Consider the following 24,704-nt stretch of genomic DNA (forward strand, 5'->3'; position numbering starts at 1 on the left):
ACAATCGCTTATACGAGCGGTTTTTTTTATATCTGAAAAGTAGAGGAAAACAAAATGAAAAATAACACTGTACAAGAAACCCTAGAAAAGCGTGGTGAAACCTATGGCAATTTTGAAGATGTTGCACAAACATCGCAAGATCTAAAAAGCGTAGTAATACACGCAGGGAACCGAGGTAAGCTTACAGATGTACAACGTGAGGCTCTAGAGATGATTTGCGTAAAACTCGCACGCATTGCAATAGGCAACCCTAATTATGAAGATAATTGGCTAGATATCGCAGGATACGCAACGCTTGTCGTTGATTCTATCGCAGGAGAAGGAGTAGAAAATGGAAACAATAGTAATTATTCCAGCTAAAACAATGCCGATTTCAAAATACTGTGAAACTTTCGGTTTGACTTTACCACAAATCAATCGGAGATTGGAACGAGGTATTTGGCAAGAGAACATTCACGTTTTAAAAGTTGAGGGTTGTAAAGAGCGGATTATAGACTTGGAAGAGGTGGACAAATGGGCAAGACAAAACAAATGCCAAGTGGTGTAACGATAAGGAAACATAAGACCACCGAAACTATCAATATCAGCTTTTCATATAAAGGTATTCGTTGTAGAGAACCTTTAAACATTCCAGTCAACCAATCTAACATTAAGTATGCAGGTCGTTTAGTCGGCGAAATTTTAAATAAAATCGAAAGAAATACATTTAACTACGCCGATTACTTTCCAAATTCCAGAAAATTAAAACTTTTTGGCAAGATGGTAGAGGGAGTAACTGTAATTGTTTACTTAGATGAATACCTAGAAACCTGTAAATCTAGGAAATTATCGCCATCCACAATCGACGGGTACTTAAAAATCAAGGGGCAATTAAAACATTTTCATAATGTTGCCGTATCTCAACTTACACCTGCGATGATTAAAAATTGGATTAAGCAACAAGAAACAAAAACAAAGACAATACGTAATCGATTGTCTTTTTTAAAGTCTGCACTGGATGAAGCAGTAACCGATGGCGTTATAACAATAAATCCAGTGTCGCTTGTAACTGTTGCTCGATATAAATCAACAGAAACAGACAGTAATAAAAAAGATTATATTGTCGATCCTTTTTCACCGACCGAAATAAATGCTATTCTTGAAAGTTGTAAATACGAACAGTGGCGTAATTTATTTCAATTTGCGTTTAGGACTGGATTACGCAGTTCTGAATTATGTGCTTTGCGTTGGATTGATATAGATTTTGAAGATAAAACGGCTCACGTACAAACAGCAAAAGTAACGAAAGGCGTTGTAAAAGGTACAAAAACAAAATCAGGAAATCGAATAGTAGAATTAGATGATGTAGCAATATCCGCAGTTAAAGATCAACTTAGTTTTACTAAAGATAGTGATTTTGTATTTAATGATCCAAAAACTAAAAAAGGTTGGCAAAACGCAGATGCAATACGCAAAAAAGCGTGGGTACCAACTCTTAAAAAATCAGAAGTTCGATATAGAAACCCCTATCAAACCCGTCACACTTTTGCGACACGTCATATCAGTTTAGGAGCAAACCTTTTCTGGTTATCAAAACAAATGGGACATAAAGGTCCTGAGATGTTGCTTCGAGTGTATGGCTCATTTCTCAAAGAATACGAAGCTTTAAAAAACTAAACCTCACGGATCACCGACGGATCATTTTAAGTTGTATCTGTGTTGTATTAAAATTGAGTGATTTTAAATAAATGCTTGATTTGCAACGCTTAGTTGTATCGCTGTTGTATGAAAATTGGTGGAGCTGGGGGGAGTTGAACCCCCGTCCGAAATTTCTCTACCGTCAGTACTACATGTTTAGTCTAATCTTTAATTTAACTTACTCACTGCGGATAGACACGCGATAAGTAAGCGAACTTGGTTTAATTTAATGCTTCGATCCTCAAGTTGCGGCTTCCACACGATCTTGTTTGGTTTTGACTCCTCTTGATCCCCGTCTTACAAGCTAAAGCTAGGGAGAGAAGGCTCTATGCAGGTTATTAAGCTGCTAGTGCGTAGTTTTCGTCGTTTGCGACTATTTTTTTGCGGTTTGTTTACGAGGCCTACCGCACCTCGACATGCACTTTGGGCTTCGCTAATCCCGTCGAATCCTGAATCAGCCCCATTCTTAAAAAAATCTAAGAAGAAAGATTCTATCAGAAGAGGTAAGATCTGTAAACTTTTTTGCAATTTTGTTTTCTATGTTACTATAGCAACCTAATTGCAAATTAAGGAAATAGAATGAGTGATACCCAAGAAACTAAATTACTTGAAGCAAAAGAAAAACATTTACCTGCAAAACGTGATGATTTTGCAACTAATATGCTAATTCCTCAAGGTGATTTAGATAGCTATATTCGTATGGCTAATCAATATCCCGTTTTAACCGCAGAAGAGGAAAAGGAATTAGCAGAGCGTTTATATTATGATGAAGATATTGAGGCGGCGAAACAGTTAATTCTTTCTCATCTACGCTTTGTGGTACATATTGCTCGTGGTTATATGGGATATGGCTTACCCTTAGCCGATTTAATTCAGGAAGGCAATATTGGGTTAATGAAAGCAGTAAAGCGTTTTAATCCTGAAGTGGGTGTTCGTCTTGTTTCTTTTGCCGTGCATTGGGTTAAGGCTGAAATTCACGAATATGTGCTGAAAAACTGGCGAATTGTAAAAGTAGCCACTACAAAAGCACAACGTAAATTGTTTTTTAATCTTCGCAAAAATAAACATCGTTTAGCGTGGTTTAATGAAGAAGAAGTCAATCACGTTGCTAATGAATTAGGCGTTTTACCTTCTGATGTCAAGGAGATGGAATCCAGAATGACAGGACAAGATCTTGGATTTGATTTACCTACTAACGAAGACAGTGATGATGCTTATGTTCCTTCAATGTATTTAGAAGATGATGAATCTAACTTTGCCGATGATATTGAAGATGAACAATATAGTGGACAAGCAACCGCAAAACTTGCCTATGCGTTAGCGACTTTAGATGAAAGAAGCCAAGAAATCATTAAAACTCGCTGGTTAGATGATAATAAAGCCACATTACAAGACTTAGCTAATAAATATAGTATTTCTGCGGAAAGAGTACGTCAATTAGAAGCCGCCGCACTGAAAAAAATTAAACAGGCTATTACATTAGATTAATGTTCATAGCGGTATGATGAGAACAAAAATTTGCAAATTTTTATCAACATCTTACCGCTTAATTAACTTAGTTATCCATTCTGTTGCTTCATTCGCTCAAAATAACCTTTAGTTTCATCAATAATAATGTGACGTAGTGCAATTAGTGCAATTAGATTAGGGAATGCCATTAGCCCATTTACGATATCTGCAATCGTCCAAATAGTTTGTAATTTAATCATTGGTGCGACAGCAATCAATACAATAAAGACAATTCGATAAAACTTAATGCCTTTAGTACGCCCTCCTGTTAGATATACAAAACAGCGCTCTCCATAATAGCACCACCCTAAAATAGTGGTGAAAGCAAAGAAAACTAATCCAACGGTCACTACAATTGATCCAAATGAATTTGATAAACCTGTTGAAAATGCAAGATTAGTTAAAGCAGCACCTTCTACATCACCCTGCCAAGTGCCTGTTAATACAATCACTAAACCAGTCATTGTACACACAATAATAGTGTCTAAAAATGTCCCTGTCATTGAGATTAAACCTTGACGAACAGGTTCATTGGTTTGAGCTGCCGCTGCCGCAATCGGAGCAGATCCTAAACCAGATTCATTTGAGAAAATACCACGAGCCACTCCAGACTGAATGGCTTGCATAACAGTAAAACCTAAAGCTCCACTTACTGCTGATTCAGGATTAAATGCCATTTTCACTATAAATACAATAGTTTCAGGTAATTTATCAGCATTTAGTACCAAGATCACAACAGATACTAAAATATAAGCGAATGCCATAAAAGGTACTACAATACTCGCAATTTTAGAGATTCGTTTTACACCCCCTAAAATAATGGCAGCCACACAAGCCGTTAAGATAATTCCACTTATAAAAATAGGAACACTAAATGTATCGTGCAATGCGTGGGTAATACCGTTAATTTGAGGGAACGTACCTATTCCAAAAAAGGCTACCATTACACCAAATAATGCAAATAACTTTGCAAGCCATTTCCACTTTTGCCCCATTCCCATTTCAATGTAATACATTGGACCACCAGAAATAAAGCCATCTTTATCTCGTCCACGAAATTTAATTGCAAGTAACCCTTCTGCATATTTGGTCGCCATTCCAAAAATAGCAATGATCCACATCCAAAATAAAGCACCTGGACCACCTGCTTGAATAGCGGTGGCTACGCCCACAATATTCCCTGTTCCAATAGTAGCGGCTAAAGCGGTTGCTAAAGATGCAAAAGCAGAAATATCTCCTTTTTGATTTTCACCTTTTTCAGGTTTAAAAATATATTTTAATGCTCGTGGCAAGCGGAAAATCTGAATAAGTTGTAATTTGAACGTAAAGTAAATCCCAACGCCTGCTAATAAAATAAGCAGGGGAGGCCCCCAAATAAAACTATCAATCGCTTTTAAAATTGTATCTAACATTGAAAATTCCTCGTAAAAAAATAGTTTACAAGGAAAGAAAAGTAGAAATGCAAGCGGTATGATCTTTATAAAAATTTGCAAAAATACATAAAGACCACAAACCACTCTATAGAAAGAGTTACTTTTCTCCCCTGTCCTTTTGCCTGAGCGTTTCACATAACATTTTTTAATGTCATATTTTCGCCTTCGGCGTCCATTTTCTGCATTTAGCAGATTGGATCTCTCCAAGGGTTCGTCCAATAGCTGTCCTCACTATGCGGTCTAATTTTTATTCAATTATATTATTAAACATTTGCACAGCACCTGAAAGATTTTTCCTCTTCGGTATGGTGTTCTCACCATTCTCCAGCTACCTTCAACCGAACATCTTTTTATCTTAAAAATAAAAAGCGTCGAAATTCTAACAAGTCTAAATTTTTTTTCAAGTTTTTAGTGGTACTTTATTTATCAAAGCAGTCTGTTTTTCAAACAATCAAACTGACTTATGTGAGCTTTATTAGATAAAGCTGTAATTATTTGATATAAAATAAAAAATACTTAGTACTGGCTCACTTTTCATCCGACACAAAAGCATCTTTCAAATTTAGATATTTGAGGGAATCTTTTTATCACAATAATGCGGAAAAAAAGGTGGTGGAAATTATTATTTTATTGTTAATAATAAAAGCATGAATAAGAGGTGGACGATGGCATATTTACAAGAAATTTATCAAATATTAAGTGATAAAAATTACCACAGTGCGAAGGAAATTGGAGTTCAATTGGGCATTTGTGATCGTAGTGTTCGTAATAAAATGGCAGATCTCGCCTCTATTTTAGAAAACTATCCATTAGAAATTATTGCAAAACCACGTAAAGGATATTGCTTAAACGGAAACTTGGTTAAACCATCTCTACTGTTTTCTACACTAAATTCATCACTCAATATCAATGAAAATCGCCGTGCTAAATTATTGGCTCTACTATTAAGTGCAGAAGGGTTTTATAAACTAGAGGATTTTGCAACTCAAATTTTTGTCAGTGAAAAAACACTTTCTCGCTATCTCCCTAGTATTGAGCAACAAATTAACCAACATCATCTTAAACTTGTTCGCCGTCCACATCACGGTATTCAAATTCAAGGAAAAGAATTTGATCGCCGTAATTTAATGATTGATTTGGTGGTACGTGATTTACCTCTACGGCGTTTTGATGATTTTTTATTTCCTGAATCAGATCTTGTACCTATTTTTCAATTTATGAGAGAGCAAGGTATTAAAATTTCTGATTGGTGTTTTTCTAAACTGATTACCAGTATCTTAGTCTGTCTAAAACGTAGTGTTGCGGGTTTCACTTTAGATTCCATAGAAGTAGAAAAGTCTGCATTCTTTACTCAAAAACGTACGCTGATGGTCAAAATGTGTGAAAAGTTTTTTCCTGCTTATTTAAGTGATGCAGATTTAGATTTTATCACCTTAAACTTTTTAAGTTTGGAAGAAATGTCCTTTGCTCATTTAGAAAAGAATCCACAAATAGAATGGCTTATTGAGGAAATTCTACACTATTTACAAACCGCTTATCCTTTGAAATTAAGTAATAAAGAGAAACTTTATCAAAATTTATATGTTCATTTATCTAGTCTAATTATTCGTTTACGCTTTGATTTACCATTAGATAACCCATTCTTGGGTGAAATTAAGCAAAAAAGACCTCTAGAATTTGGTGCTGCTCGTTTGGGTGCAAATATTATTGAGCGTCATTATGGTAAAAAGTTAAGTGAAGAGGAGATTGGTTATCTAGCGGTAATTTTATCAATGGCACATCAAGAAGTCACTACAAAACGCTTACTGATTGCTTGCCCTGCTGGACGCTCTCTCTCCAAGTTTTTAGCTCATCAATTTAATAATATTTTTGATAATGCCATTATTGAGCATTGCTCTGTAGCGGAACTTTTGACAAGAGATTTAACGGAAATAGATACTGTATTTTCTTTGGTAGAAATAGAGCAACCTTTAAGTAAAAAGGTGCATAAAATTAATTATTTTTTAGATAATAAAGAAATTGAGAAAATTCGTTCTTGGGTTTACGGCAATATAAATTGGCGTGAAATTTTACCTCCGCAACTCTTTTTTTCATTTGATAAGCCCATTAAAAAAGAACAAATTATAGAGAGTGTGAGCCAAGTAATGAGTCAATACTGTGGTGTACCACAAAATATCAAAGAGAAGTTTTTAGAACGAGAACAGTTAGGAATGACTGAACTCTGCCCTGATATTGCCATTCCTCATTTAATGAAACCTCTATCTGGTGTTAATTTATTAGCATTAGTTCAGCTAAAAGAGCCTGTCGTATGGAATGACAATGCGGTACGCATTATTTTTTTCCTATTGTTAAACAATGAAGAAAATAGTAACGAACCAATTTTTAAGATTTTTGGGGAATTGACCAACGATCGAGCAATGATTGATGCAATCTGTTCCACACATAACTATGAAGATGTCATTCATTTATTAGAAACTTTTGAAAATATTTAGGAGTAACAATGCAATATGAAGAATTATCAGAATTAGCAATGGAAATTATTGTTAATGCAGGTGCAGCAAAATCCAGTGCAATGGAAGCCATTCAGGCAGCAAAACAAGAAAATTTTACTACTGCTAACGAGCATTTAAAATCAGCAAGTCAATTTTATTGTGAAGCACATAAAGCACAAACTGCACTGATTCGTCTTGAAGCTCAACAGGCTGAAAAAAATAAGCAATTAATTGTACCTTTAATGATGGTTCACGCTCAAGATCATTTAACAATGGCATTAATGACACAAGATTTTGCACGTGAATTGATAGATTTATATCACAAACTGGAGGAAAAAAATGACTAATATTTTACTAATTTGTACCGCTGGGATGTCTACTTCAGCATTGGTTGAAAAAATGAAAAAAGCTGTAACGGTTCGTAATTTAGATATCCAAATTCAGGCGATTGCTGAATCAACCGCTGAAGACTTTGTAGGAAAAGCTGATGTTGTATTGCTGGGTCCACAAATTAAATATCTTGTACCCAAAATGACTGAAATGTTTAACCCAACCCCTGTTTCACCTATCAATATGGTTGATTATGGAATGATGAATGGTGAAAAAGTATTAGATAGTGCATTAGCACTACTGGAGGAAAAATGAAACGTTTTTTAAGTCTTGATCCTCAACAAATGGCATATTTATCACCAGAGGATCTTTTTACATCTTTAAAGTTAAGTGAAGGACGTATTGTGGTGAGTGAAATGTTAGCCACTCACGCTTTGATTCCTGATTGTACTAATGCTGAAATTGCACGTGCTTTTGCAGCAGATCTAATGTTACTTAATTTACTTGATGTCACAAATCCTAAGGTGAAAAATTTACCCTTATCTTCATCACCTATTTCGGATTTAAAAAAACTTTGTCCACGTCCTTTTGGTGTGAATTTAGAACCATCAGAATTGGTTGAAGCAGGAAGAATGGCGAGTTCTCAAAATTTTATGCTGGCTCAACAATTAGGTTTTGATTTTGTATCCATCACAGGAAACCCTGCTACAGGTGTCAGTCTTGAAGGTATTATTCAGGCAGTGAAAGTAGCCAAACAACATTTTCAAGGACTGGTTTTTGCAGGCAAAATGCACGGAGCTGGGGAAATAGAAGATCTGTATGATACTTCAGGAATTGAACAACTACTTGATGCAGGAACAGATGTTGTAATGTTACCTGCACCTTACACTGTACCAGCCTCAACGCCTGAGTGTGCAAGAGAAGCAGTTAGTCTTATTCATAAAAAAGGAAAAATGGCAATGGCAACTATTGGTACAAGCCAAGAAACAGCAAACCAAGCGACTATTGCTCAGATTGCACTGGCTTCTAAAAGTGCTGGTTTTGATTTATACCATATTGGTGATGCAGGTGTAGGAGGAATTGCACCACCTGAAAATATTCAGGTTCTATCTGATACTATTCGAGGTAATCGTCATAGTCTAAAAATGATGGCTACTTCAATTAACCGATAATGTAATTAAGGAGTTTCAAATGAATAAATTCATTAATTTTATGGAGCGTTATTTTGTTCCTTTTGCAATCAAAATTTCTACTCAACGCCATTTAGTTGTCATTCGTGATAGCTTTATTGATATTTTACCTATTACGATGGTAGGTTCAATCGCAGTACTTTTAAATGTATTTTTCCGTGACTTACCTCGTAATTATGGTTACCCTGAATTTGCTGATGCAATGACACCACTTATTAACATCAACGGCATTGTTTGGTTTGGATCTATTGCAATTCTAAGTTTAGTATTTGTATTCGCATTAGGCTATAATTTAGCCAATAGTTACAAAACGAATGCCATTGCAGGTGGATTAGTTGCCTTTGCATCTTTTATTATGTTTTTACCACAAAGTGCCAATTTTACGACTACTATTGATGGAACAGCACACAATATCTCCGAATGGGGTTACTTAGCGGTAAATTACTTGGGAGCAAAAGGGATTTTCCCAGCAATGGTTATTGGCTTCTTTTCTACTATTATTTATAGTAAATTGATGTTACGTAATATTACGATTAAATTACCTGACTCTGTCCCTCCTTCAGTGAGTAAAGCCTTCTCTGCGATTATTCCGGGAACGATTGCTATTTACGCTAGTGCTATTGTGTCATATGGAGTAACACAATATACAGGTCAATCATTACACGATGTGATCAACACCTATATTGCAATGCCACTTCTTGGTTTATCACAAGGATTATTCTCTGTATTAGTACTTGCGTTTTTAACACAACTATTTTGGTTCTTTGGTTTACACGGACATAATGTCCTTGCTCCAATTTTTGATGGTATTTATCAACCAGCTCTTCTTGCTAATGTTGAGCATATGGCATTGGGAGGAACAGTAGACACACTACCTTACTTATGGACTCGAGGCTCATTTGATGCGTATTTACAAATGGGAGGAAGTGGTATTACTATTGGTTTAATTATCTCTATTTTACTTTTCTCCAAACGTGAAGATAGTCGTACAGTTGTAAAATTAGGTATTCCGATGGGGGTGTTTAATATCAATGAACCTATTATTTTTGGAATGCCGATTGTATTAAATCCACTCTATGTGATCCCATTTATTCTAGCACCAATGGCAGCTGCAATTATTGGTTATACAGCAACAGTAATGGGTATTGTTCCACCTGTTTTTGTACAAGTGCCTTGGGTATTACCACCGGGAATCTTTGCATTTTTTGCTACTGGAGGCTCATTTGCAGCAGCTTTAGTCAGCTTATTTAATGTATTTGTTGCCTTCATCATTTGGACACCATTTGTATTAATTGCAAACAAAATTAAGAGTGAATAATTTAAAAGGGGTGCAAGCCCCTTTTATTCAACATTAGGACAAAAAATGAAATCTTGGAGTTTATTTATTGTAACACTTGGTACAATTCTTATTATCGCCTACCCAGCAACCCATTCTATGGGAAATCTATATTTTGGTGGTGGGCTAATAGGAATTGGAACAATAGCCTTCTTTTTAAGGAAAAAATAATGCAAGCAGATTACTATTTATCCGTTTCACCTCAACAATTACATCATTTTTTAATTCAAAATTTTTGTAAAGAAATGGGTGTGCAAGCGGTGACTTCAGGACAAGAATTTACACAAAAAATAGGTAAAAAAGAGCAACAGTCTTATCGAGTCATTGTGAAAAATTGCCAACAATATGACCGCTTTACATTAGAATATCATACGAATTTAGGTATAAATATCGTAGATTATCATATTACCCCTCAGCAAAATGGCGTAAATGTACATTATAGTGAAGAATATCACACTGATAAATTTCTCTATAAAACGAATTATTGGCTTGTTGGCTCGCTATGGCAATGGTTCTTCTTACGTAAGAAACGTCGCTTATTTAAACAAATTGAACAATATATTTTACAGGAGCAAAAATGATACACTTTCCACCCAATTTTTTTTGGGGATCATCAACTTCTGCTGAACAAAGTGAAGGACGACTTCCCAATGATGGCAAAAGCAAAACAACTTGGGATTATTTTTTTCAAACAGAACCTTATAAATTTTTTGATGGTATTGGTACAGAACATACCTCTCAAGTGTTACGCTATTTTAAAGATGATATTACGCTTTTAAAACAAACAGGACACAACGCCTTTCGTACCAGTATTTCGTGGGCAAGGCTGTTCCCTGATGGCGAAGGAAAGATAAATGAACAAGCCGTAACATTCTACAGCACTTATTTTACTGCCCTTAAAGAAGCGGATATTGAACCAATGGTTAATTTATCACATTTTGATATTCCTTTGGTTATCCAAGAAAAATATGATGGCTTTGCAGGACGTGAAACCGTTGATGCTTTTGTACGATACGCTCAAACCTGTTTTGAACTTTTTGGCGATATTGTCAAATATTGGTTTTCATTCAATGAACCTATTGTCTCTGTAGAATGTGGTTACTTACTACAATATCATTATCCACTAGAGGTTGATCCTAAAAAAGCAGTACAGGTTGCTTTTAATATGGCTCTAGCAAGTGCGAAAGTGGTTAAAGTCTATCACGAATTGGCACAGGGAGGGAAAATAGGAATTATTTTAAATTTAACACCTGCTTATCCAAGATCTCAACACCCAGCTGATCTTGAGGCTGCTCGTATTGCAGAACTTTTTGCAACACAATCATTTTTAGATCCTGCGGTAAAAGGGTGCTATCCAGCAGAATTAGTAGAATTAATCAAAAAACACGATTTACTCCCTGATTACACAGATGATGATCTCATCATTATCAAAGAGAATACTGTCGATTTTTTAGGTATTAACTACTATCAACCCTTGCGAGTGTCTGCACCTGCTAAAATGCCAAATCCAAATGCTCCTTTTATGCCATCTTATTATTATGATCACTATGCAATGCCTGCACGAAGAGTGAACCCACATCGAGGCTGGGAGATTTACCCTAAAGGTTTATTTGATATTGCTGAAAATTTACGCAAGAACTACGGTAATATTGAATGGATTGTGGCAGAAAATGGAATGGGTGTAGCAAATGAAATGCAGTTTTGTGATACAAATGGTCAAATTTGTGATGACTATCGTATTGAATTTTTTAGTGAACATTTACAATGGTTGCATAAAGCGATTGAGCGAGGAGCCAATTGTCAAGGCTATTTAGTTTGGACAAGTATTGATTGCTGGTCTTGGTTAAATACCTACAAAAACCGCTATGGTTTGATTGCACTTGATTACACTACTGGTAAAAGAACCATTAAAAAATCAGGACAATGGTTTGCTGAAGTTGCAAAAAATAATGGGTTTTAAAAGGAATTACTATTAAGGCTCTAGTCCGCGTCTAGTATTATTGTAGACACTAAATATAGCGGTAACATTAAATCAAAAATTTGTAAATATTTAATGTTATCTACAATAACAGTCTAGAGCCTTATTAATTAATCGTGTTTTACTAACAATCTATTTAAGTCAGGCAATCTATTGTTTGTTAATTTTTGAATAATGTAGAATAAAATAGTCGCTCCAATGGCTGCAACACTCAAATTTACAAACAGAGTAACAATGATCGTTAATAAGATAATTGGGACATCTCTTCTATTTAATAAACCTCTTCTGCCTATAAATAATTTAGCCATTTCTCTGATCACGACTCTGTCTAACACATCATAGCCAACTTTAAATAGCACACCAATAAATACTGCTTTTGGAATCAAGCTGATCCAATCAAGGAAAACAAAAATTTCCACAATCACAAAAACACCAACTAAAACCCCTGCCAATCTTGAAGTTGCTCCCTCTTTAAGAATCAATACTGAACGAATCGTTGCTTGGGCCCCAGGTAATCCACCAAGTAGAGCTGCAAAACTATTAGCAAGACCTTGAGCCACTAATTCTCTATTACGTTTAGTATCTTCACCGCTAATTTTATCCATCACTAAAGCAGTCATTAAGGTATCTAAATAACATAATAATGCTAACTGAAAAGCCCAAGGGAGAGCAAATATAAACAACTCAAAAGACATATGTGTTGGAATTTGAGCCTGTATCCATTCACCAATAGACACAGAAAGCACACTACTATCAATATTAATCGTAGCAATTGGAATGTTTAATAAATGAACCAATAATGTACTAGTAACAATTGCAACTAAAGTGGCTGGGAAAAAGCTTAAAATACGACGTAAAAAAGCATTTTTAATTTTAGGTAATAATAGGATCATTGCCAAAGTAAATAGAGCAACAAAAGTATTAAGCCAAGCAGTTTTATTAAAAACCCACTGATTATCGACTAAAAATAGTTGCTCAATTTGTCCAATCCAAATTAATAATGCAATCCCTGACATAAAACCTGAAATAACACTGTTTGGAATCCACTTAATTAAATTCCCCGCTCGAAATAACGCTGCAAAGCCCAAAATCAAACCGCTTAAAATAACCGTAAAATTAAATAACTGATTAACTGTCATTCCAGCAAGACTATCAGCACTTAACTGTTGTGCTGAAACTAATACGGCGATTGCCACTGCTGACATTGGTGCTGTAGGCCCTGAACATTGAATTCTTGTTCCGCCAAATAACGAAGTTACAAATGCAATGACGCCAGCGGCGATCATACCTGATAATGCGCCACGTCCCGATAATAAACCAAAAGAGGCGCCTAAACTCAAGGCAACAAAACTCACAACTAATGCTGCCATTATATTGGTATATAAATTAGAAATTGAAAAATTGCTTTTAGATGAAGAAGTCATAATAGTAACGTTATCAAGTAATTATAAAGGGTTGAAAAAATACAAATTTAATCACAAAATGAACGGATATTATACGCCTAAAAAAAGGGAAAAAAAGTAGAAATAATGAAAATTCAGTAAAAAAATAATTGCAAATTTTTTGCAACATCTTACCGCTTTGATCTATAATGCCAAACAATTACTGTATAAAAAAACAGATATCAAATAACAAATATAAAAAATTTGAGGTAAAGGATGGATTTTTCATTATTATTAGACGGGCTGAATGAAAAGCAACGTGAAGCAGTTGCCGCTCCTGTAGGTAACTATTTAGTACTTGCTGGTGCAGGCAGTGGTAAAACCCGTGTTTTAACCCATCGTATTGCGTGGCTGATTGGTGTTGAAAATATTCCAGAATCCAATATTCTTGCAGTGACCTTTACCAATAAGGCGGCCACAGAAATGCGTCATCGTATTGAGCATACGCTTTCATCCTCTAATCATCGTTTATTTGGAATGTGGGTCGGTACATTTCACAGTATTGCAAACCGTTTATTACGTTCTCATTATCTTGATGCCAATCTTCCGCAAGATTTTCAGATTATGGATTCAGAAGATCAACATCGCTTAATTAAACGTTTACTCAAATTACATCATATTGATGAGAAAAACTTTCCTCCAAAACAAGTGATGTGGTATATCAATGGCAAAAAAGATAAAGGATTACGTCCATATCAAATCGATCATCAAAATGATAGCAATGAAAAAAAACTGGTCGAAATTTATCAAATTTATCAAGATGCCTGTAACCGTGCAGGTTTATTAGATTTTGCTGAATTATTAATTCGAGCGTATGAATTATTTAAGGACAAGCCACTGATTTTAAAACGTTATCAAGAACGCTTTCCACATATTTTAATTGATGAGTTTCAAGATACTAACCAAATCCAATACCTTTGGATTCGTCTATTAGCAGGACAATCTGGCAATGTCATTGTGGTTGGTGATGATGATCAATCCATCTATGGCTGGCGTGGTGCTGAAGTTGAAAATATTCAACGCTTTTTAGAGGATTATCCTAATGCACAAACTATTCGTCTTGAGCAGAATTACCGTTCCACAGGACATATTTTGAATAGTGCGAATGCCTTGATTTCCAATAATAAAAACCGACTAGGAAAAGATTTATGGACGGATAGTGGTAATGGTGATCCTGTTGAAGTTTATGAAGCCTTTAATGAGTTAGATGAAGCCCGTTATGTTGCTTCACAAATAAAACAATGGTGTAAAAATGACGGTGAATTAAATGAATGTGCCATCCTTTATCGCAGTAATAGCCAATCTCGTGTGATGGAAGAAGCCTTAATTCAAGCGGATATTCCTTATCGTATTTATGGTGGAATGCGATTTTTTGAACGCCAAGAAATTAAAGATGCACTAGCCTATTTACGTTTAATCTCCAATCGACAAGATGATGCGGCTTTTGAACGTGTCGTTAATACACCGACAAGAGGGATTGGGGATCGTACCCTAGATATTTTGCGACAACTGACTCGTACTCGTCAAATTACACTGTGGCAGGCAGTACAAGTCGCCATTCAAGAAGAGCAACTTTCAGGGCGTGCCGCTAATGCTCTATTACGTTTTATAGAATTAATTAATGCTTTAGACAATGAAACTACGGAAATGCCTCTTTTTGAACAAACCGAATTTGTCATCAACCGCTCAGGTTTATTAGATATGTATCAAAAAGAGAAAGGTGAGAAGGGTGAGGTTCGTATAGAAAACTTAGGGGAATTAGTGACAGCAACACGTCAGTTTACTAAGCCCGATGAAGCAGAAGATATGACGGATTTAACCGCATTCCTTACTCACGCTTCTTTAGAAGCAGGTGAATCTCAAGCCTCACCTCATCAAGATTACGTTGAGTTAATGACGTTACACTCCGCCAAAGGGCTTGAGTTTCCTCGTGTATTTATTGTAGGAGTAGAAGAAGGTATTTTCCCAAGTGGACGAAGTTTTGAAGAAGATCGCTTGCAAGAAGAACGCCGTTTGGCTTATGTGGGCATTACTCGAGCCAAGAAAAAACTCACTTTAAGCTATGCTGAAAATCGCCGTTTATACGGTAAAGAAGAACGTCATATCCCATCACGTTTTATTTCTGAATTACCAGAACAACATATTCAGGTTGTTCGTTTACGAGGAACAATTAATCGCCCTGCTAATTTTGTAAAAAGTTCACAACATCGAACCGCTTCCACCTCTCCAATATCGCAAGATACCGGTTGGCAAATGGGTCAAAAAGTTCAACATAGTAAATTTGGACAAGGAACCATTATTAATGTAGAAGGTTCTGGTGAACAAACACGCTTACAAATCGCCTTTGTGCAAAATGGGATTAAGTGGTTAATTGCAAGAGTAGCAAAACTGGAACGAATATAATTTTAGATTTTTGCAAATTTTTAAATAAATGTTACCGCTTATCTTTGGGTATGATAAAATCTCGCCCAATGCAAAGTAAATAAAGGAAGAATAATGTTACATTTAGCACTTGAAGATGAATTATTGGTTGGTCAAACCAAACAAGTAGGTGTGCATTCAACGCAACACGAAAATTTAGTCGTTATTTTTGAAGATGATGGCGAAACAGGTTATTTTTATGCATTGAATTTAAACAATGTCACACAACCTGTTGTCGATGCATTACATATCTACAATGTCGATGCAACACAAGAAAGAGCACAACCTCGAAAATTACAAATCTGTTGGGATGAGACTGGCTATGAAGCATATTTATTAGTGAATGATTATCCTCATGCCTGCTTCGATTTTTGTGGCTTAGTTGGATATAACCACAACAAATTCCCAGAGCCTCACCCTGAAACAATGTGGCGACACAAAGAAATTACAGAAGAATTAGTTAAAGAGTGGCTTAAAAACTAGTACGCTATTTGAGACGTTGAATGGACAACGTCTCTCAACATTAATGCTCTTCTCTCTCTAATAACTCACCTACTGCCAAAGCAGCCTGCATATCTGCGTCACATTGAATATCTTTGTGAATTTTAGTAAACATTTGTTTTAATTCATTTTTCTCTTTCAAGCTTTCTGGATCTTGAAGTAAATAATTATTCAAGTGCCATACTAAATTTTCAGGATTGCATTCGCTTTGAATAAGCTCTGGTACTAATGGTGCATTTGCGAGTAAATTAGGTAAAGAGTAATACTCTGTTTTCACTAGTTTTTTGGCAATCATATGAGTAAGAGATTTCATTTTATACCCAACAACCATTGGTGATTTACATAGCATTGCTTCAAGAGCAGCTGTTCCAGAGGCTAATAATGTCGCCTCTGCACAAATCATTGCTTGGCGAGCATTACCTTTTAAAGGAATAAGATCTAATTCAGGCGCAACTTTTGCTTTGATTTGCTCAAATAACTGCTGCGTTTTTTCGTTCACTAAAGGAACTAAAAACTGTAAATCAGGGTGTTTTTCTTTAAGTATTTGAGCAGTTTTTAAAAAAGGCTCTGCTAAAAATTCAATTTCACTGCAACGGCTACCTGCTAAAATCGCCATATAACGCCCTTTTTCATCAATGCCTAGTTTTTCACAAGCTTCACTGCGATTGGGTTTTAATGGAATTGCATCTGCCATTGTGTGTCCGATAAATTTACAAGGCACGTTAAAGCGATCGTAAAAAGCCTTTTCAAAAGGCAATAAAGCTAAAACGAGATTTGTCGCTTTGGCAATTTTATGCACTCGACCTTGTCGCCACGCCCAAACCGAAGGACTAACATAATGCACGGTTTTAATGCCTTTTTGTTTTAATTTATTTTCAACATATAAATTAAAATCAGGGGCGTCAATACCGATAAAAATATCAGGTTTAAGTTCCAGCATTGTATTAATCACTTGCTTACGACGTTTTAATAAACGAGGTAAATGTTTAATCACTTCAGTAAGCCCCATCACAGAAAGCTCCTGCATATCAAACAAGGTTTCACAACCTGCCTGCTGCATTTTTTCACCAGCGACCCCAATAAATTTAGCATCAGGATAGTGTAAACATAACGCATTAATTAAACCCGCCCCTAAAATATCGCCAGAAATTTCGCCAGCAACAAGGGCAATGGTTGGATTTTGAGTATTCATTTTATATATTCCTTTTTAAAGGATTAGAAAGAAAATAAGCGGTAAGATTTTTAGGTTACTGAGCTTGTCGAAGTAACGGATTATTTGCACTAAACTAATTTTATTCACTCCCTCGCCCTTCGACAAGCTCAGGGATCGGGAATGAAACGGACGCTTTGATACGTCCGTTTTAACTGTATTATTCTTGAGTAGTTTCTGTTACTTCAACTTCTGTTGCTTCAACCGTTTCGACAGTATCCGCTTCATCCTCTTCAATTTCACAGACTTTCTCTAGTCCAACTACTCGTTCATCGGTTGTAGTTCGAATAATACGAACCCCTTGCGTATTACGTCCCACAAGACTCACTTCGTGAACACGTGTACGAACCAGTGTACCCGCATCAGTAATCAACATAATTTGATCGGTTTCTTCTACTTGAACAGCAGAAACCACTTTACCATTACGTTCATTTACTTTAATGGATAACACACCTTTAGTATTACGTGATTTAATTGGATATTCTGTTAAGACAGTACGTTTACCATAACCATTTTCAGTGATAGTTAAAATATCACCTTCTTCTTTTGGTATCACTAAAGAAACAATCTTATCTGCTTTTAAATCAACCGTTGATGTTTCATCTTCAACATCTGTTTCATTATCGTCCTCTGGTAATTCTATATTAGATAATGCCAGCTTCATACCACGAACACCTGTTGCAGTACGTCCCATTGCACGCACGGCAGTTTCTGCAAAGCGAACCACTTTACCTTGTGCTGAGAACAACATAATTTCGCTGTCGCCTTCGGTAATATCCACACCGATTAGCTCGTCACCTTCACGTAAGTTTAAGGCAATTAAACCGTTTGAACGGACTTTACTAAACGCATCAAGGGTGACTTTTTTCACTGTTCCGCTTGCGGTTGCCATCACCACAAATTTCTCTGCAGAGAAGTCGCCGTTTTGGATTGGTAGAATTGCAGTAATACGCTCATTTTGTTCTTTATCTAATGGTAAGATATTCACAATCGGTGTTCCTCTTGCTCCACGACTGGCTTGTGGTAATTGGTACACTTTTAATTGATATAAACGTCCACGACTTGAAAAACATAAAATCGTATCGTGGGTATTTGCAACTAACAGACGTTCTACGAAGTCATCATCTTTGGTTTTGGTCGCTGATTTACCTTTACCACCACGACGTTGTGCTTCGTAGTCTGAAAGCGGTTGATATTTCACATAACCCGTATGAGAAAGGGTAACAACTACATCTTCTGGCGTAATTAAATCTTCTAAATTAATATCTGCTGTACTTGCGGTAATTTCTGTACGGCGTTCATCACCAAATTGCTCTTTAACCGCTTCTAATTCTTCACGGATCACTTCCATTAAACGCTCTGGGCTATTTAAAATATATAATAACTCACCAATTTCAACTAAAATAGCTCTATATTCATCAACAATTTTATTATGTTCTAAACCTGTTAAACGGTGTAGTTGAAGCTCTAAGATTGCTTGAGCTTGGGTATCTGATAAATAGTATTGTCCTTCACGCACCCCAAATTCTTCTGGTAAGTCTTCAGGACGAGAAGCATCAACACCTGCAGCCTCTAACATTCCTGCTACATTACCCAATTCCCACGAACGAGAAAGTAAGGCGGCTTGAGCTTCTGCTTTACTTTTTGACGCTCTAATTAACTCAATCACAGGTTCGATATTGGCTAAAGCAATTGCTAAACCTTCTAATATATGGGCTCTACTACGTGCTTTACGCAATTCAAAAATAGTACGACGAGTGACCACTTCACGGCGATGTTTAACAAAGGCTTCAATAATTTGTTTTAAGTTAAATAATTTTGGCTGACCGTGATCAAGGGCAACCATATTGATCCCAAATGTGACTTGCATTTGAGTTAAAGCGTAAAGGTTGTTTAATACGATTTCGCCCACAGAATCACGTTTTACGTCAATTTCAACACGTAATCCGTCTTTATTGGATAAATCCGTGACGCCACTAATACCCTCTAACCTTTTATCACGCACTAATTCGGCAATTTTTTCAATTAAACGGGCTTTGTTTACTTGATAAGGTAATTCAGTGACCGCAATAATTTCACGCCCTTTGGCATTGGTTTCTACTTCGGCTTTAGCTCGAACATAAACTTTACCACGCCCTGTTCGATAAGCATCTTCAATCCCTTTTCGACCGTTAATAATTGCCGCAGTAGGAAAGTCAGGACCTGGAATATGTTGCATTAGCTCATCAATGGTAATTTCTTCATTATCCATATAAGCTAAACAGCCGTCTAACACTTCATTTAAGTTGTGTGGCGGAATATTGGTTGCCATACCGACCGCAATACCCGATGAACCGTTGACTAACAGTGCAGGGATTTTGGTTGGAAGAACGTCAGGGATCATCTCTTTGCCGTCATAGTTTGGCGAAAAGTCCACAGTCTCTTTATCTAAATCCGTTAATAATTGTTGGGTGATTTTCTGCATACGTACTTCGGTATAACGCATTGCAGCAGGCGAGTCGCCATCAATCGAACCAAAGTTACCTTGTCCATCCACTAACATATAGCGTAATGAGAATGGCTGAGCCATACGCACAATAGTGTCATAAACAGCAGTGTCACCATGAGGGTGATATTTACCGATTACATCCCCAACCACACGGGCTGATTTTACATACGATTTATTTGATGTATTACCACTCTGATCCATCGAAAATAGTACTCGACGATGTACTGGCTTTAAACCATCTCGTACATCAGGCAATGCACGTCCGACAATCACAGACATTGCATAATCAAGATAAGATGTTTTTAATTCATCTTCAATACTAATGGGAATGGTATCTTTGGCTAATTCGCTCATTGAAATTTCCTAATCCTAATTTATAAAAAATATCGTATTACATAATACGAAAAATTAGCATTATTATAACATAAAATAAAAGAAAACTGGTTGAAATATCATAGATAAAAGTTGAAAATACACAGCAATAACGTTACACATTAAAATAAGCGGTCAGATTATTACTACTTTTTACAAAAAATGGAAAATTCGAATGCTTACGGGAGAATGAAATGAAACAATCTATCCGTCATAATAAAATTATTGATCTTATCAATCAACAAGGCTATATCAGTACTGAAGAGTTAGTTGCAAAACTAAAAGTGAGTCCTCAAACGATTCGTCGAGACTTGGATGAATCAACCTCTCATCTAAAAAATAATAATGTTAAAGTTCATTTCTGTTATGAGTAATTGGTTTAAAACACATTTTTCACAAGATAAGTGCTTAGGCTATTATCAACTAATGCGATTAGATAGACCTATTGGCACTTTGTTACTTCTGTATCCAACATTATGGGCGTTATTTTTAGCCTCAAATGGGGCTATCTCTTTCCCTATTTTAGTTATTTTTGTACTAGGCGTTATTCTAATGCGAGCGGCAGGCTGTGTTATTAATGATTATGCCGATCGCCATATTGATGGCAACGTTAAAAGAACTCATCAAAGACCCCTTATTACGGGGTTAGTGACAGAGCAAGAAGCCAAAGGATTATTTATCACGCTTCTTACACTGGCGTTTTCATTAGTATTATTACTTAATAGCTATACGATACTGCTTTCTTTTATTGCCGCTGGACTCGCAATCATTTATCCCTTTATGAAACGTTACACCCATCTCCCTCAATTAATATTAGGAATCGCATTTGGATGGTCAATTCCAATGGCATTCAGTGCTGTTAATCATACATTACCATTAGAATGTTGGATTCTGTTTTTCGCTAATTTAGTTTGGACAATCGCTTATGATACCCAATATGCAATGGTTGATCGTGATGATGATTTACGTATAGGTGTAAAATCCACTGCCATTCTCTTTGCTCAATACGATAATAAAATCATTGCATCATTACAAATGATTACATTATTACTCTTTATAGCACTTGGAATACTGAAATCATTCTCTATTATGTATTACAGTATTCTTATTATTCCTACACTTTTATTCATCTATCAATGTAAATTAACAAAAAAAAGAAAAAGAGAAGCCTGTTTCAGTGCTTTTCTTAATAATAACTATGTTGGTGTGAGTTTTTTATGTGCAATTTTGATAGAAATTTATCTTAAATAAAATTATTTTCATATTTTTTACGATTTGGGCAAAAAATATACTTCCCAAATTATAAAAAAGTGTGTATTATTCGCCTCCTAGATCAGGAGTGTCTAAATAACAGACAATTATATAAAAGTACGGTTTATGCCGTATTTTTTGTTTTTAGTACATTAAAACTACATTTGTTTAAATATCATTCAATTGAGGATAATTAGTGATGCGAATTGGACAATATGAACTTAAAAATCGTATTTTCCTCGCTCCGATGGCTGGAATTACAGACCTTCCATTTCGCCGATTATGTAGTCAATTTGGTGCTGGTTTGACATTTTCAGAAATGATGTCTACCAATCCTGATGTATGGCATACAGAGAAATCTAAACTACGCCTTGCTCATCATAATGATATTGGCGTAAATGCGGTACAAATTGCAGGGTATGATGCAACAGAAATGGCACAAGCAGCAAAAATAAATGTAGAGTATGGTGCTGAGATTATAGACATTAATATGGGTTGTCCTGCAAAAAAGGTAAACAAAAAAATGGCAGGCTCTGCTCTTTTGCGTGATCCTGGTCAGGTTGCTCGTATTCTAGAGGCAGTAGTGAGTGCAGTGAATGTCCCTGTTACATTGAAAATTAGAACAGGGTGGGATTTAGAGAATCAAAATTGTTTAGAAATTGCTAAAATTGCTGAACAAATGAATATATCTGCATTAACAATTCATGGAAGAACTCGTAGCTGTCTCTTTAAAGGAAACGCAGAATACGACAATATAAAGAAAGTGAAACAAACTGTGTCCATTCCTATTATTGCAAATGGAGACATTACCTCTGCACAGCAAGCAAAATCTGTTTTAGATTATACAGGTGCTGATGCAGTAATGATTGGAAGGGGCAGTTTTGGTCGTCCTTGGTTATTTAAAGAAATAGCCGATTTTGTAGAGTTTGGTCAAGTTACAACACTCTCATTAGATGAGAAAAACCAAACAATGCTAAAGCATATTGAAAGCCTTCATCAGTTTTATGGTGAACAAAAAGGTTATCGAATTGCCAGAAAGCACGTTGGTTGGTATGTTGAACAACTTTGCCCTAACTCTAGCTTTAAACGTACTTTTAATACATTAAGTTCAACAAAAGAACAACTTAATGCATTAGAAAGTTTTATTAAAAATTTAATTTTGGATAAGAAATAATGCTAGAACAACAACCACAACAAAATCCTTTAACGGTTGCAATGCTGAATGCTCAATCGCAACAAGTAAATAAACCGTTACGTGACAATGTAAAACAAGCACTAAAAAATTACCTTTCTCAATTAGATGGTCAAGATCCAACAGAATTATATGAATTAGTATTATCTGAAATTGAACATCCTATGTTAGATATGGTAATGCAGTTCACACGTGGAAATCAAACCAGAGCGGCAACAATTCTCGGTATTAACCGTGGAACATTACGTAAAAAATTAAAAAAATATGGTATGGGTTAATTTTAGCCATTATTACCAATAAAACATCAAAAACCTTGCCTTAAAAGCAAGGTTTTTTTATTTTGACTCCTCCCTCATTTTTCATTCCACAATATTTCGCTTTCATCGTTTAAATAATGTATTATTTCATTAATGCAGTAGTTTAAAAGGGTATAATATGATTTCAGAAATTTGGATCCAACGGTTTTTAGAAGGTCAAAAACGTGAAAAAGATCACCGCTCTCCTTACCAGCGTGATCGTGGGAGAATCTTACATTCAGAAGCATTTCGTTGTTTACAAGCAAAAACACAAATTCACGCAGTAGGAGAAAATGAATTTTATCGTACTCGCCTGACTCACTCTTTAGAAGTCGCACAAATTGGCAATAGCCTAAGAGCAAAGCTACTCAATGATTTAGACAGCTTTCAAGCGGTCACATCACCGCAAGAATTTGCAAATTTTCAACATAATCTTACCGCTTTATTGCCTTCTCGTAGCCTAATCGAATCGATTTGCTATATGCATGATATTGGACACCCTCCCTTTGGACACGGTGGTGAAACCGCATTAAATTACAAAATGCGAAACCACGGCGGTTTTGAAGGCAATGCTCAAACCTTTCGTATCGTCACTCACTTAGAGTCTTACACTCCAGATACAGGAATGAACTTAACACGCAGAGCATTATTAGGCGTACTAAAATATCCTGCTTTTTTAGATGAAACTCAACCACAACAATATACCAAAGTGAATGATAGCCGTTTTATTAATGCACATCATTTTAAAACCAGTAAAGGGGTTTATCGAGATGATGAAAAGATGTTTGACTGGGTCTTACAACCGCTTTCTGAAACAGATAAACAACGTTTTCGCTCAATTAACTATAGTGCAGATCCTTTTAAACCGAGTAAACCCATTTACAAATCATTAGATTGTAGCATTATGGAGCTTGCTGATGATATTGCTTATGCTGTTCACGATTTAGAAGATGCCATAGTAGTCGGTATGGTCACTCCCCGTTTTTGGGAATATGCAGAGCAGAAATTTCAACAATGCCAATCACTATGGATTAAAGACTTTCTTCCACAAATGAGAGAAAAATTGTTCTCCTACCATCGCTATGAGCGTAAAGATGTGATCGGCTCACTGGTCAATTATTTTATTACCAATGTACAATGGCATCTAAATGATGAATTTGAAGAGCCTTTACTTCGCTTTAATGCTATTTTACCGAGTGATGTTCTTGAAGTATTACAAGTGCTAAAAACATTTGTATTGAAATTTGTCATTATGGATGAAAAAACGCAACGAGTAGAATATAAAGGACAGCGTATTTTAATGGATATATTTGACATACTCAGTAGTGAACCATTACGTTTACTACCTTACTATATCCGCCAACAATGGAAAAATACCGAAGAATCAAAACGCCCTCGTATTATTTGTGATTATTTAGCCAGTATGTCTGATCGACAGGCTTTTAGGTTATATGAGTCACTCTAACCCTTTATAATAGCGGTAAGTTATTACTCACTTTTTACGAAAATTGAGAAAAAGCTTACTGCTTAGTGGCATTTATAAAAGGCTGATATAGATTAGCCCTTTAAAATCTTAAAGATGAAAA

General features: G+C 35.8%; 22 protein-coding genes, 1 other RNA gene, 1 pseudogene and 1 riboswitch. Of the genes and pseudogenes, 19 read left to right on the top strand and 5 right to left on the bottom strand.

The window, feature by feature from the left end:
• Positions 1-54: 54 nt before the first annotated feature.
• From A6B44_RS09250 to A6B44_RS09260, 3 genes are read left to right on the top strand one after another with little or no spacing between them, the layout of a single operon-like run.
• Entirely contained in the window at positions 55-360 is a 306-nt protein-coding gene (locus A6B44_RS09250; protein WP_176673510.1) for a DUF6378 domain-containing protein, read from the top strand.
• Positions 332-547: an excisionase gene (locus tag A6B44_RS09255; RefSeq protein WP_090920619.1), complete on the top strand. Its 216-nt coding sequence runs from the start codon at positions 332-334 to the stop codon at positions 545-547. The genes A6B44_RS09250 and A6B44_RS09255 overlap by 29 nt, the downstream gene beginning before the upstream one ends.
• Positions 514-1,656 carry an Arm DNA-binding domain-containing protein gene (locus A6B44_RS09260; RefSeq protein WP_090920622.1) on the top strand — a complete coding sequence of 381 codons (1,143 nt, stop codon included), beginning with the start codon at positions 514-516 and terminating at the stop codon, positions 1,654-1,656. The genes A6B44_RS09255 and A6B44_RS09260 overlap by 34 nt, the downstream gene beginning before the upstream one ends.
• 116 nt (positions 1,657-1,772) lie before the next feature.
• Here A6B44_RS09260 and ssrA read toward each other — a convergent pair.
• Positions 1,773-2,139, bottom strand: a transfer-messenger RNA (tmRNA) gene (gene ssrA / locus A6B44_RS09265).
• 117 nt (positions 2,140-2,256) lie between these two features.
• On the opposite strand from ssrA, the gene rpoH reads away from it, so the two are divergent.
• Complete coding sequence (gene rpoH / locus A6B44_RS09270; RefSeq protein ID WP_090920625.1) at positions 2,257-3,165, top strand: RNA polymerase sigma factor RpoH; 909 nt, start codon at positions 2,257-2,259, stop codon at positions 3,163-3,165.
• 71 nt (positions 3,166-3,236) lie between these two features.
• Here the strand turns inward: rpoH and A6B44_RS09275 are convergent, their stop codons facing one another.
• Complete coding sequence (locus A6B44_RS09275) at positions 3,237-4,598, bottom strand: alanine/glycine:cation symporter family protein (protein ID WP_090920628.1); 1,362 nt, start codon at positions 4,596-4,598, stop codon at positions 3,237-3,239.
• 121 nt (positions 4,599-4,719) lie between these two features.
• Positions 4,720-4,836: riboswitch (glycine riboswitch) on the bottom strand.
• Positions 4,837-5,284: 448 nt separating this feature from the next.
• Between A6B44_RS09275 and A6B44_RS09280 the strand changes: the two genes are divergently transcribed.
• Genes A6B44_RS09280 through A6B44_RS09315 form a run of 8 tightly spaced genes read left to right on the top strand, consistent with a single transcriptional unit; the run spans position 5,285 to position 11,927 of the window.
• Entirely contained in the window at positions 5,285-7,111 is a 1,827-nt protein-coding gene (locus tag A6B44_RS09280; RefSeq protein WP_176673511.1) for a BglG family transcription antiterminator, read from the top strand.
• A gap of 8 nt (positions 7,112-7,119) precedes the next feature.
• Positions 7,120-7,458, top strand: coding sequence for a PTS lactose/cellobiose transporter subunit IIA (locus A6B44_RS09285; RefSeq protein ID WP_090920635.1), 339 nt, complete (start codon positions 7,120-7,122; stop codon positions 7,456-7,458).
• Positions 7,451-7,756, top strand: coding sequence for a PTS sugar transporter subunit IIB (locus tag A6B44_RS09290; RefSeq protein WP_090920638.1), 306 nt, complete (start codon positions 7,451-7,453; stop codon positions 7,754-7,756). Before A6B44_RS09285 ends, A6B44_RS09290 begins: the two co-directional genes overlap by 8 nt.
• Positions 7,753-8,613 (top strand): DUF7916 family protein, encoded by an 861-nt coding sequence (locus A6B44_RS09295; protein ID WP_090920641.1) that lies wholly within the window; start codon positions 7,753-7,755, stop codon positions 8,611-8,613. Before A6B44_RS09290 ends, A6B44_RS09295 begins: the two co-directional genes overlap by 4 nt.
• Before the next feature lie 19 nt (positions 8,614-8,632).
• Complete coding sequence (locus A6B44_RS09300; RefSeq protein ID WP_090920644.1) at positions 8,633-9,949, top strand: PTS sugar transporter subunit IIC; 1,317 nt, start codon at positions 8,633-8,635, stop codon at positions 9,947-9,949.
• A gap of 45 nt (positions 9,950-9,994) precedes the next feature.
• Positions 9,995-10,138, top strand: a complete 144-nt coding sequence (locus A6B44_RS09305) for a hypothetical protein (RefSeq protein ID WP_176673512.1) — start codon at positions 9,995-9,997, stop codon at positions 10,136-10,138.
• Positions 10,138-10,548, top strand: coding sequence for a DUF3284 domain-containing protein (locus tag A6B44_RS09310; RefSeq protein WP_090920647.1), 411 nt, complete (start codon positions 10,138-10,140; stop codon positions 10,546-10,548). The genes A6B44_RS09305 and A6B44_RS09310 overlap by 1 nt, the downstream gene beginning before the upstream one ends.
• Positions 10,545-11,927 (top strand): glycoside hydrolase family 1 protein, encoded by a 1,383-nt coding sequence (locus A6B44_RS09315; protein ID WP_090920650.1) that lies wholly within the window; start codon positions 10,545-10,547, stop codon positions 11,925-11,927. Before A6B44_RS09310 ends, A6B44_RS09315 begins: the two co-directional genes overlap by 4 nt.
• A gap of 128 nt (positions 11,928-12,055) precedes the next feature.
• On the opposite strand, the gene A6B44_RS09320 is transcribed toward A6B44_RS09315, so the two are convergent.
• Positions 12,056-13,369: a SulP family inorganic anion transporter gene (locus A6B44_RS09320; protein ID WP_090920653.1), complete on the bottom strand. Its 1,314-nt coding sequence runs from the start codon at positions 13,367-13,369 to the stop codon at positions 12,056-12,058.
• Between the two features lie 234 nt (positions 13,370-13,603).
• On the opposite strand from A6B44_RS09320, the gene uvrD reads away from it, so the two are divergent.
• Both uvrD and A6B44_RS09330 read left to right on the top strand, forming a co-directional pair.
• Positions 13,604-15,790 (top strand): DNA helicase II, encoded by a 2,187-nt coding sequence (gene uvrD / locus A6B44_RS09325; RefSeq protein ID WP_090920656.1) that lies wholly within the window; start codon positions 13,604-13,606, stop codon positions 15,788-15,790.
• Positions 15,791-15,883: 93 nt separating this feature from the next.
• Positions 15,884-16,291 carry a DUF2251 domain-containing protein gene (locus A6B44_RS09330; protein WP_090920659.1) on the top strand — a complete coding sequence of 136 codons (408 nt, stop codon included), beginning with the start codon at positions 15,884-15,886 and terminating at the stop codon, positions 16,289-16,291.
• 40 nt (positions 16,292-16,331) lie between these two features.
• Here A6B44_RS09330 and lpxB read toward each other — a convergent pair whose 3' ends face one another.
• Both lpxB and gyrA read right to left on the bottom strand, forming a co-directional pair.
• Positions 16,332-17,501: a lipid-A-disaccharide synthase gene (gene lpxB, locus A6B44_RS09335; protein WP_090920662.1), complete on the bottom strand. Its 1,170-nt coding sequence runs from the start codon at positions 17,499-17,501 to the stop codon at positions 16,332-16,334.
• Between the two features lie 178 nt (positions 17,502-17,679).
• Positions 17,680-20,361, bottom strand: coding sequence for a DNA topoisomerase (ATP-hydrolyzing) subunit A (gyrA, locus tag A6B44_RS09340; protein WP_090920666.1), 2,682 nt, complete (start codon positions 20,359-20,361; stop codon positions 17,680-17,682).
• Positions 20,362-20,573: 212 nt separating this feature from the next.
• Between gyrA and A6B44_RS09345 the strand changes: the two are divergent.
• From A6B44_RS09345 to A6B44_RS09365, 5 genes and pseudogenes are all read left to right on the top strand, one after another.
• Positions 20,574-20,699: pseudogene (locus A6B44_RS09345) on the top strand (DeoR family transcriptional regulator); the annotation flags it as partial.
• A gap of 46 nt (positions 20,700-20,745) precedes the next feature.
• Positions 20,746-21,630: a 4-hydroxybenzoate octaprenyltransferase gene (gene ubiA, locus A6B44_RS09350; protein ID WP_090920669.1), complete on the top strand. Its 885-nt coding sequence runs from the start codon at positions 20,746-20,748 to the stop codon at positions 21,628-21,630.
• 199 nt (positions 21,631-21,829) lie between these two features.
• Positions 21,830-22,804, top strand: a complete 975-nt coding sequence (dusB, locus tag A6B44_RS09355; protein WP_090920672.1) for a tRNA dihydrouridine synthase DusB — start codon at positions 21,830-21,832, stop codon at positions 22,802-22,804.
• A complete protein-coding gene (gene fis / locus A6B44_RS09360; RefSeq protein ID WP_090920675.1) occupies positions 22,804-23,100 on the top strand; it encodes a DNA-binding transcriptional regulator Fis in 297 nt (98 codons plus the stop codon). Before dusB ends, fis begins: the two co-directional genes overlap by 1 nt.
• Positions 23,101-23,257: 157 nt before the next feature.
• Positions 23,258-24,583 (top strand): anti-phage deoxyguanosine triphosphatase, encoded by a 1,326-nt coding sequence (locus A6B44_RS09365; RefSeq protein WP_090920678.1) that lies wholly within the window; start codon positions 23,258-23,260, stop codon positions 24,581-24,583.
• Positions 24,584-24,704: the final 121 nt, after the last annotated feature.

The organism is Pasteurella skyensis, assembly GCF_013377295.1.
GTDB lineage: Bacteria > Pseudomonadota > Gammaproteobacteria > Enterobacterales > Pasteurellaceae > Phocoenobacter > Phocoenobacter skyensis.

Excerpts from the sequence above, each read along its gene's own strand:
- A6B44_RS09250 (WP_176673510.1), top strand. The coding sequence starts at position 55 with ATGAAAAATAACACTGTACAAGAAACCCTAGAAAAGCGTGGTGAAACC.
- A6B44_RS09255 (WP_090920619.1), top strand. The coding sequence starts at position 332 with ATGGAAACAATAGTAATTATTCCAGCTAAAACAATGCCGATTTCAAAA.
- A6B44_RS09260 (WP_090920622.1), top strand. The coding sequence starts at position 514 with ATGGGCAAGACAAAACAAATGCCAAGTGGTGTAACGATAAGGAAACAT.
- rpoH (WP_090920625.1), top strand. The coding sequence starts at position 2,257 with ATGAGTGATACCCAAGAAACTAAATTACTTGAAGCAAAAGAAAAACAT.
- A6B44_RS09275 (WP_090920628.1), bottom strand. The coding sequence starts at position 4,598 with ATGTTAGATACAATTTTAAAAGCGATTGATAGTTTTATTTGGGGGCCT.
- A6B44_RS09280 (WP_176673511.1), top strand. The coding sequence starts at position 5,285 with ATGGCATATTTACAAGAAATTTATCAAATATTAAGTGATAAAAATTAC.
- A6B44_RS09285 (WP_090920635.1), top strand. The coding sequence starts at position 7,120 with ATGCAATATGAAGAATTATCAGAATTAGCAATGGAAATTATTGTTAAT.
- A6B44_RS09290 (WP_090920638.1), top strand. The coding sequence starts at position 7,451 with ATGACTAATATTTTACTAATTTGTACCGCTGGGATGTCTACTTCAGCA.
- A6B44_RS09295 (WP_090920641.1), top strand. The coding sequence starts at position 7,753 with ATGAAACGTTTTTTAAGTCTTGATCCTCAACAAATGGCATATTTATCA.
- A6B44_RS09300 (WP_090920644.1), top strand. The coding sequence starts at position 8,633 with ATGAATAAATTCATTAATTTTATGGAGCGTTATTTTGTTCCTTTTGCA.
- A6B44_RS09305 (WP_176673512.1), top strand. The coding sequence starts at position 9,995 with ATGAAATCTTGGAGTTTATTTATTGTAACACTTGGTACAATTCTTATT.
- A6B44_RS09310 (WP_090920647.1), top strand. The coding sequence starts at position 10,138 with ATGCAAGCAGATTACTATTTATCCGTTTCACCTCAACAATTACATCAT.
- A6B44_RS09315 (WP_090920650.1), top strand. The coding sequence starts at position 10,545 with ATGATACACTTTCCACCCAATTTTTTTTGGGGATCATCAACTTCTGCT.
- A6B44_RS09320 (WP_090920653.1), bottom strand. The coding sequence starts at position 13,369 with ATGACTTCTTCATCTAAAAGCAATTTTTCAATTTCTAATTTATATACC.
- uvrD (WP_090920656.1), top strand. The coding sequence starts at position 13,604 with ATGGATTTTTCATTATTATTAGACGGGCTGAATGAAAAGCAACGTGAA.
- A6B44_RS09330 (WP_090920659.1), top strand. The coding sequence starts at position 15,884 with ATGTTACATTTAGCACTTGAAGATGAATTATTGGTTGGTCAAACCAAA.
- lpxB (WP_090920662.1), bottom strand. The coding sequence starts at position 17,501 with ATGAATACTCAAAATCCAACCATTGCCCTTGTTGCTGGCGAAATTTCT.
- gyrA (WP_090920666.1), bottom strand. The coding sequence starts at position 20,361 with ATGAGCGAATTAGCCAAAGATACCATTCCCATTAGTATTGAAGATGAA.
- ubiA (WP_090920669.1), top strand. The coding sequence starts at position 20,746 with ATGAGTAATTGGTTTAAAACACATTTTTCACAAGATAAGTGCTTAGGC.
- dusB (WP_090920672.1), top strand. The coding sequence starts at position 21,830 with ATGCGAATTGGACAATATGAACTTAAAAATCGTATTTTCCTCGCTCCG.
- fis (WP_090920675.1), top strand. The coding sequence starts at position 22,804 with ATGCTAGAACAACAACCACAACAAAATCCTTTAACGGTTGCAATGCTG.
- A6B44_RS09365 (WP_090920678.1), top strand. The coding sequence starts at position 23,258 with ATGATTTCAGAAATTTGGATCCAACGGTTTTTAGAAGGTCAAAAACGT.